A 4,581-nucleotide genomic window follows, 5' to 3' on the forward strand; every position below is an offset into this window, starting at 1 on the left:
AGCCCGGTGAATCGCGCGAGAACGCCGCTGTACGGGAGACCCACGAGGCGAAGGCCGAGGTGCTCGGTGAGGAACGCCTCGAACTCCTTTCCAGCAAAGCCCTGTCCGCGGGGATCACCTGACCTTTGCGGATGAGGTGGCGGCCACGTTCCAGCAGTGCGGTCACCACCTCCCGCTCGCCGAGTTTCCGGCCCGCCGAACACCAGGTGACGGGCTCGCCCTCCGCCATGGGGACCAAATACAGCCGGGACTGGCCGGGGCTTCCCACGTACCTGACCCGTAAGCCTCCTGACGTTTCGGTGCCGGCCTTGCCGGGGCGACTGGGAGGGCGGACCCGGTACGCGCAACGGCGGATCTCGTCGACCTCGATGACCGGCACTTGTCTGGCAACGCCAACGGGGTGGTTGCCGAGTCCGGCCTTCAGGAGGCTGGGCTCGGCAACCACCGCTACGTTGGGCGATCGATCACGGAAGGGGTTCGTCCCCGTGTCCGGAGGCCTTCCCGGCCGTCACCACCAGAAGGGGAACTTCTTCTTGTCCTTGGACTTCTTGCAGTGCTCGTCGCCCTGGATGGTGGTCGGGTCGGTGGCGGTGTGGGTGGCGGTGTCGCCGCCTCCGGTGACCGTCACGGTGTCGACGCCCGTCCTCGGTTCGCACCCGCCGCCTCCCTGGCGGTTCGTCTTGCACTCGCAGGGCACGTCGACGACGAGCGTGATCGGCGGGTAGCTGGCTCCGGCGGCCAGGACATCACTACGGGTGCAGGTCAGGGTGGCCACGTCACAGGTCCATCCGGTGCCCGTCATGCTCACCGCGGTCAGACCCATGGGGAGGACGTCGTGGACGGTGACGGTGGTGCCGTCGGTGGGTCCGGGGCCCGCGTTGCCGACCGTGATGGTGTAGGTGCCCTGCTCGCCTGCCTGGAAGTCCCCCACATGTGTCTTCGAGACGGTCAGCGACGGAGGCTGGACGACCGCGGGGCACAGACCGGCGGGGTTGCTCGTCTGGGCCTGGTTATTCGTCCAGGTGTTCGCCGTCCCTGCGGTGCCGGCACCGGTGGTGAGGTCTTCGCAGTCGAAGTTGGCGCTGCCCTGGAGAACATTGCCGGTGACCTGGTTGCCGCCGTTTCCGCTGACGTCGTCGATGAAGACGCCGTCACGACCGGCATTGGTCACGCTGTTGTTCGAGATGGTCGAAGCTGTCAACGACTCCTGGGCCACGGAGATGCCGTCGCCCGACGTGTTGCTGATGTTGTTGTCGCTGATCGTCACCTGGCTGCTGGTCAGCGGAGGTGCGAACGTGCTGACGGCGTAGATACCCCGCCCCCCGCCCTGGATGGTGTTGCGCAGAACCTGGAGTCCGGTGTTCTCGTCCGCGATGGCGATCGCCTGTCGGACGTCGTCGACGATCGTGTTGTCCGTCACCAGGCTGTTGGTCGAGGAGAAGATGCCGAGGAACGCACCCTCCTGATGCGAGACGTTGTTATTGATGTTCACGTTGTCGACGGTGAACGGGTCGGCCTTGGTGATCAGCATCCCGTTGTTGTCGTTCTGGAAGAGCGCGTTGTTGTCGATCAGCACGTTGTGCAGGCCCTGATCGGAGTAGATTCCGTCACCGGCGGCGGGTGTGCCCAGATTGTTCTGGCGAATGCAGTTGTGCGCCACCTCGGACTGGGTTGCCGGGGTGCTCGTGTTGAGGTAGATCCCGATCAGGTTGTTCTGAATCAGGTTGTTCGTGATCGAGTAACCGGAGTGAAGGTTGGACGTGAAGATGCCGGAGGTGGCCGGGCCGCTGCCGCCGTTCTGGACCGTGAACCCCTGGAAACTGAGGTTGTCCGCCTCCAGGTTGACGACCCCGTCGCTGACATTCGTGAACGCGATGATCGAGTCCGTTGTCGGGTCGGGCGCCACGACCACATCACAGTTCGAGGGAGGGGTGGTCGTGCCGATCAGCGTGAGATTCGGCGTGGTGATCGTGACGACTTCGTTGTAGGTGCCGGGGCAGACCTGAATGGTGTCCCCGGACACCGCCGCGTTGACGGCGGCCTGGATGCTCGTGAATGCCTGACCGGGGCACGTTGTCGGATTCTGACCGACGATGAGTGTGGAAGCCGCGTAGCTGGGCGCGGCGGGGAATACCGCAGCGACGACAGCGAACGCCGGCAGAAGAGCGTATAGCTTTCTCATTCATTCACCTGCTGGTCCATACGGCAAACCGAGATACGGCAGCCGTGACGATGGCACGGTCGCCGAACGCATCGCATGGGGCGACCTGACTCAGATTCGCTGAACGTCCGTACCATGTGATTATCGGACCTCGTGAGACAAGCTGACACGCTGACACGAGAAGAGGAATAACCGCAGCGGCTGTATCCCGCCTCTGACGCGTCACCAGCGAGAGGGGATTCCGGGCGCTTGACCTCGGCAGCGGACCTGTCAGCACATGCCACTACGAAGGCACCGATCGTCCCTTAATAGAGGGTGGGGAAAGCGACGGCAGGAGGGAGGCCGACGAGAAGAATCCAGAGGGCCGAGAAGAGGAAGCGGGGGTCGTAGCCGAGCCAGGTCGTGTTTCAGGCCGGGGCTTCGTTCCACGCCTCGTGCAGGACACTGTGCTGGCAGCCAACCGCAGGAGCGGGACTACCGGTGTCTGCGGTGCAGCTCATGGGGGTTAGTGGGCCATCCAACCGGCCGTGGGATAGGGCGCGACGTGGCCCCTACTGTCGGGTACGGGCTGTTGGTCGTGTCAGCGGGCAGGTCGGCGGTGCGCCGCAGGCGCCAGACGAGGGCCCTGACCAGGACGGCGATGGAGCGTCCCTCGGGATCACCCGGCGCCCCCTGAGCCGATGTGGGCGAGCACCTTAGCGGCACCGTCCTCTGCGGCGATGCGCTGGGCGAGTCCCGCTGCGCGGCGGCGGTGGGCCGGCTCGGAGAGGCAGGATGTGATGGCGGAGCCGAGGGCTTCGGCGGTGAGATCCTGGAACGGCAGAGGGCGGGGGGCGACTCCCAGCTGGTACAGCCGGGACGCCCAGAACGGCTGGTCGGCCATGACGGGTACCGGCACGGCGGGTACTCCGGCCCGCAGTCCGGCTGCGGTGGTACCCGCACCGGCGTGGTGGACGACGGCGGCGGTGCGAGGGAACAGCCAGTCGTGCGGGAGGTCGCCGATGGGCAGGATGTCGGCGCCGCAGCCGCTCAGTTCGGCCCACCCGGCCTGCACCACCGCGCGTACGCCTGCCCGCTGCACCGCCGCGGCCACCAGCTTGCTGAGCCGTTCCCCCTGCCCCGGTGCCATGCTGCCGAACCCGATGAACACCGGGGGCGGACCGGCCTGGAGGAAGTCGACGAGTTCGGCCGGGGGTTGCCAGCGGTCCGGCCGCGCGGGCCACCAGTAGCCGGCCACTTCGGCCCGGGAGGGCCAGTCGTCGGGGCGCGGCACCACCAGCGGGCTGAAGCCGTGGAAGACCGGCTGGATGTCTGCTGGTGCCGACGGCGCGTCGGCGGGCAGCCCGAGGCGGGTACGCAGCCGGGTCACGGCACCTGCGAAGAGCCCTTCCGCGCGCCTCAGCACTGCCCGGCCCGCGGCGAGGTTGCCCTCCGGCCCCAGTCCGTCGGCGTCCCGTGCGCCGGGCAGCGGGAACTGTCCGGTGGCGAACGCCGGTGCGAGGTAGGTGCCGATGACGGGTACGCCGAACGCTTCGCCGGCCGCCTGGCTGAGCGGCGCCGGGCCGAAGGCGGTGAGCACCAGGTCGGATCCGCCCGCGACGGCCTCCGCCACTCCGTCGGCCAGCCCGTCCACGTACGCCCTTGTCAGCGCCCGGGCCTCCTCCGGCGACGCCGCCCGGGACCAGGCTCGGATCAGCCCCTGCGGGTCTCCCGGTACAGGCCGGTAGCCGAGACCGCACCCGCCGACGAGTGCGGCGAAGGCCGGGTGAGCGGCCACGGTGACCTGGTGGCCCGCGTCCAGCAGGCGCCGCCCGAGGCCGGTGAAGGGCGCGACATCTCCCCGTGAACCGGCGGTGATGATCAGAATCCGCATGCGGCGATTCTCCTCGCCGAATGCCATCCGTTCACCGACGCCGCCGAGGGGGACGAGGAGGAGACCGTCTACCTGGTCTCCGATGACGTCACCACCGCCGAGGTGGAGGTCCGCTCGTCCACGTACCCGTTCGGGGCGGCGGCGCTCGGCAAGAGGGTGGGCGAAGCCGTCGAGTACGAGGCGAACGGCCGGAAGGTCCAGGCCGAGATCATCGATGTGAGGCCCCACGCGGCCTGGAGCCCGCGTTCCCGGCGAGCCCACGAACACGGCCCGCCGGGCCGAGCAGACCATGCCTTGCCATCCGGCATAGCCGGTGCCCTGCGTTGCGCTGCTCCGTCATGTCGGCGTCCCAACGCGTGAGAGACCAGCCCGGTGCGAGTACCTCGCGGGTGAAGCCACCAACAGCGACACCGTCGAGAACATCGACGTGATGCGGGTTCCCAGAGAACCGGTGACCCGCTTCATCCCCGTCGATACGATCTCCCCATCCATCCCGGAGGAGCAGACGTGACACAGCAGAACGCTGACGACCGGCCTGCGGTCGCCG

The 4,581-nt window shown here is 67.9% G+C and carries 3 protein-coding genes and 2 pseudogenes; 2 read left to right on the forward strand and 3 right to left on the reverse strand.

All coding sequences use genetic code 11. The annotated features are described in order from the left end of the window. The 3 genes and pseudogenes from FF041_RS40750 to FF041_RS11325 form a co-directional block, all read right to left on the reverse strand. Positions 1–247 (reverse strand): annotated as a pseudogene (locus FF041_RS40750) (IS982 family transposase); the annotation flags it as partial. Between the two features lie 261 nt (positions 248–508). Next, complete coding sequence (locus tag FF041_RS11320) at positions 509–2,182, reverse strand: right-handed parallel beta-helix repeat-containing protein (protein WP_153522622.1); 1,674 nt, start codon at positions 2,180–2,182, stop codon at positions 509–511. Between the two features lie 637 nt (positions 2,183–2,819). Then, complete coding sequence (locus tag FF041_RS11325) at positions 2,820–4,034, reverse strand: glycosyltransferase (RefSeq protein ID WP_153522624.1); 1,215 nt, start codon at positions 4,032–4,034, stop codon at positions 2,820–2,822. A gap of 6 nt (positions 4,035–4,040) precedes the next feature. Between FF041_RS11325 and FF041_RS40540 the strand changes: the two genes are divergently transcribed. Both FF041_RS40540 and FF041_RS38930 read left to right on the forward strand, forming a co-directional pair. Further along, positions 4,041–4,394 (forward strand): GreA/GreB family elongation factor, encoded by a 354-nt coding sequence (locus FF041_RS40540; RefSeq protein ID WP_350802504.1) that lies wholly within the window; start codon positions 4,041–4,043, stop codon positions 4,392–4,394. Between the two features lie 13 nt (positions 4,395–4,407). Then, a pseudogene (locus FF041_RS38930) lies at positions 4,408–4,545 on the forward strand (NUDIX hydrolase); the annotation flags it as partial. Between the last annotated feature and the right edge of the window lie 36 nt (positions 4,546–4,581).

Origin of the sequence: Streptomyces jumonjinensis (assembly GCF_009600885.1) — a bacterium.
Lineage (GTDB): Bacteria > Actinomycetota > Actinomycetes > Streptomycetales > Streptomycetaceae > Streptomyces > Streptomyces jumonjinensis.

Excerpts from the sequence above, each read along its gene's own strand:
- FF041_RS11320 (WP_153522622.1), bottom strand. The coding sequence starts at position 2,182 with ATGAGAAAGCTATACGCTCTTCTGCCGGCGTTCGCTGTCGTCGCTGCG.
- FF041_RS11325 (WP_153522624.1), bottom strand. The coding sequence starts at position 4,034 with ATGCGGATTCTGATCATCACCGCCGGTTCACGGGGAGATGTCGCGCCC.